The sequence below is a fragment of the Terrilactibacillus laevilacticus genome, assembly GCF_006517395.1.
GTDB classification, from domain to species: Bacteria; Bacillota; Bacilli; order Bacillales; family Sporolactobacillaceae; genus Terrilactibacillus; species Terrilactibacillus laevilacticus.
The window spans coordinates 1-3,789 of record NZ_VDCY01000033.1; the positions used below are offsets into that span (position 1 = coordinate 1).

3 protein-coding genes are annotated in these 3,789 nt (G+C 34.0%); 1 reads left to right on the forward strand and 2 read right to left on the reverse strand.

The features are described from left to right. Nucleotides 1-600: 600 nt before the first annotated feature. Nucleotides 601-1,923, reverse strand: a complete 1,323-nt coding sequence (locus FG390_RS15580; RefSeq protein WP_141191930.1) for a nucleobase:cation symporter-2 family protein — start codon at nucleotides 1,921-1,923, stop codon at nucleotides 601-603. A gap of 599 nt (nucleotides 1,924-2,522) precedes the next feature. Continuing rightward, nucleotides 2,523-2,885, reverse strand: a complete 363-nt coding sequence (locus tag FG390_RS15585; protein ID WP_141191931.1) for a hypothetical protein — start codon at nucleotides 2,883-2,885, stop codon at nucleotides 2,523-2,525. 190 nt (nucleotides 2,886-3,075) lie between these two features. On the opposite strand from FG390_RS15585, the gene FG390_RS15590 reads away from it, so the two are divergent. Continuing rightward, nucleotides 3,076-3,639: a PadR family transcriptional regulator gene (locus FG390_RS15590; RefSeq protein ID WP_141191932.1), complete on the forward strand. Its 564-nt coding sequence runs from the start codon at nucleotides 3,076-3,078 to the stop codon at nucleotides 3,637-3,639. The last annotated feature ends 150 nt before the right edge of the window (nucleotides 3,640-3,789 follow it).

Here is a 3,789-nt window from a genome sequence, read left to right on the forward strand (position 1 = left end):
TTTGATCCATCGCTCTTTTTTCAAAGAAATCAATCGGTGTTACCCGTTTGATATTACGCTTGGCTTTTGTTTAGTTTTCAAAGAACAATCTCTTAAACTAATGTTTTTCAACATTAACTTTTATATCCTATCATATTCAAAAGTCGACGTCAATAACTTTTTTCATTAGTTGATGTCTATTCGTAACAGCAACTTTTAAAGTTTATCAAACTCAAAAGTCATTGTCAATAGATTTTTTTATTTCTTATTGTCGCTTCACAACAGCAACCTTTATATTGTAACTCCATTAAACAATCATGTCAACAACTTTTTTGAGTCATTTAATTGTTTAATTGAGCGACGTTTGCTAATGTAACATATCTATTTTCAAAAATCAATCTTTTCTACAAAAAATTGTGTTTTTATACACGTGATTTGATTTATATAGTAATTTGGGGAATTGAATTCAATCTTTTCCTTTATATATCATATATCGATTCTCTATATTCAATACAAAACCCGATTTAACATTTATTTCCTTGCTAAAAAGGAATGCAATAACCAAACAATAGGTAACTGCATTCCAATATCAAAAATATCAAATTAAAACTTAATAGAGTACTAAATGATTTGTGCATCTTGTTTTTCTTCATTTATGTCTTTCTCGTCTAATTTACTTTTATTAAAATTAAAGATGATTTGCAAAATAATAGCCATCAAAGCTCCCGCTACAACCCCGTTATTGGTAACGATTTGAATGTAGCTTGGCAATTTAGAGAATAATTGGGGTTGGACTGTAACTCCAAGTCCCAAACCAACTGAACAAGCAATGATCAATAAATTTTCATTTTTAGAGAAGTCGATTTCACTTAACATTTTTATTCCTGCTGAAACAACCATACCAAACATTGCGATCATCGCTCCACCAAGAACAGCATTAGGTATAATTGTTGTCATTACGCCGATTTTAGGAATAAAACCAACTACAATCAAAATAACACCACAAACGACGATAACGCTTCTTGACTTTACCTTCGTCATTTGAACAAGACCTAAATTTTGAGAGAATGTCGTATATGGGAAAGCGTTAAATAGACCGCCGACAACGACAGCTAAACTTTCTGCCCGATACCCTTTTTCCATTAGTTTATTATTAATAGGTACCTGACAAATTTTACTTAACGCAAAGTATACACCCGTTGACTCAATTAAACTTACAAGAACAACAATAGTCATGGTTATGATGGCGTCAATATGAAATGTTGGCATGCCAAAGCTAAATGGTTTAAGAATTTGGAACCAGTGGGCTTCTCCTACAGGTGTAAAATCAACCATTCCTATAAAACTTGCTGCAATGGTGCCAACGATAATTCCAAGAAGGATGGAAATTGATCGTAGAAAGCCTGTAAATAAGCGATTCATTAAGACAATAAATAATAAAACACCAAAAGCCAATAATAAGTTTTTAGGATTTCCGAAGTTTGGAGCCCCTTGTCCACCGCCGACATTATTAATTGCAACTGGAATCAGAGTCAATCCAATAATCACAACAACTGAGCCAATAACAACAGGTGATACAAACTTGACTATCTTACCAAGAATAAAAGATAAACCAAATAATATAATTCCGGCCCCTATAATTGATCCACATACACCTTCAATACCATACTTTTTCCCAATAACTATCATTGGCGTTACCGCTGTAAATGTACATCCCAAGACGACGGGTAAGCCAATTCCGAAAAACCTATTTTTCCATACTTGAAGTAATGTTGCGAGTCCACAAGCAGCAAGGTCAATGGAAACTAAATAAGCGAGCATGGCTCCTTTTAAACCAATAGCACCACCAACAATAAGAGGAACAACGACAGCACCAGCATACATAGCAAGCATGTGTTGTAAACCGAGTGAAACAATTATTCCAGGTTGATTTTTTACATCCATTCTCAACTCTCCTTATACTTTCGTTCTCCTACCCTCAGGGAAATGTATGCTTTATCTTGGATGTTATAACTAAATTTTCTCACTCTTGGAAAAACTGATATTTTTCTGAATTTATAATCTAAAACTCCCTTCTTAAGACAATATTGATTGATTTATACACCAATAATAATCCATTAATACTTAAAAGTCATTGTTTAACTTAAACAAAATACTTCTATAAAGTGTGACATTATAAACATTATAATATTCTTATCACATCAGGGCATCAGGGTTCCCAACTAATATCAGAGTCATCTCTTTGTTTAAAATTAATTTTATCTCATCAAACTAACTTTCACTATAGATTGGATACTCAGAATCTTGGGTTTGGAGTCTTGACTAGCCCGATAAGGCGGTATAAATGAAATGATTTAATATTTTCAGGGTTATATATCATGTTATACATGATATAAGAGGAAATAAAAAAGATAGATGAACAGGTAGAATACTGTTTACATCTATCTTTTTTGGTACAACCAACCCTTCATTTACTACAACAACCTTTTACGTTTTGAATTAATATTCTCTATCTTTAAAGAACAATAATTTCTTTACAACCATTATTCACCGAGTAGTTTCTCTTCTTGATCGTCCCACATCGCGAACCATGATTGCATCTCAGCACCTGTATAGGCACCAACCACCCTTACATTTCGATGAACTAATTGCACCCCAACCATAATTGAGACAAACTCGTCTTCTACTCGTAGTTGAGCCACAGTCTCTTTGTCCCCAGTAATAAGGACGAAGCCACTGAGATCACTACCGTGAGGCTCAAGAGCAACGACCTCAAAACGGTCAATTTTTCCTTTTTGTTGTAAGTGAATACAGTATTGCATAGCATTATCGAGCGTAGCCTGCGCCACTTTCTCACGCCCTGGTATGATTTCTCCCCAACCGACCATTAGCGAACCTTTTGCCATAACATTCTCTCCTCTTTAAATGGATATAGGTTAATTTTAACCTATAACAAATTTAACACATGATATTTTATAAATCAATAAAAACATAGGTTATTTTTAACCTATGTTTTTTAATTTTGATGATAAAATAAAATTCAAATATATGTTAAAATGAACCTATAAAATCAACTTAGGAAAATGGAGTGGTTATATGAGTTCGTTTCGTTATGCCATGCTTACATTACTGGCGCGCGAACCCCTTAGCGGATACGATATTAAACAGCAAATGAATAGTCGAATGGGTCCGTTCTGGAAAGCTGGGAGCAATCAAGTATATCCTGAATTGGCTAAGATGGATGATGAAGGATTAGTCGCTCTCTATGGAGTAGAGCAAAAGGATTATCGTCCTGCTCGAAAAGTATATCAGATTACAGAAAACGGGCGGCAAGAACTTATTCGTTGGACCATCGAACCTACTAAACCAGAAATCATACGGGATGAATTCCTTTTGAAGGCTTACAATTCGTGGCTTGTTAAACCTGAAGAAATGATACCTCAATTAAGGGAGAAAAAGAAGGAGCATGAAGGAAAATTAACGATATATCTAGAGAAGATAAATGAGCTCAACGAAATTCTGGATCTTTCTAATCCATATGATCCTATTCTGTCGAGTATATCTGTCGTGGAATTTGGAATTGAATATGAAAAACTCTATATAACGTGGTGTAACAATTTAATTAAAAGGTTACAAGACAAAATTAACGAACCATCTTAAGAGGATTAAAAAAACGAGTCAGAACCGGTGCATTATCAAGTTGCAAACTTCAGTACTCCTGAATTATTCACCGATTTTCTAAAATACACCGGTATAGGGCTATTTAATCAGCTTTTTCGTTATGCTTTACTGCATGAAATAAATGAAAAA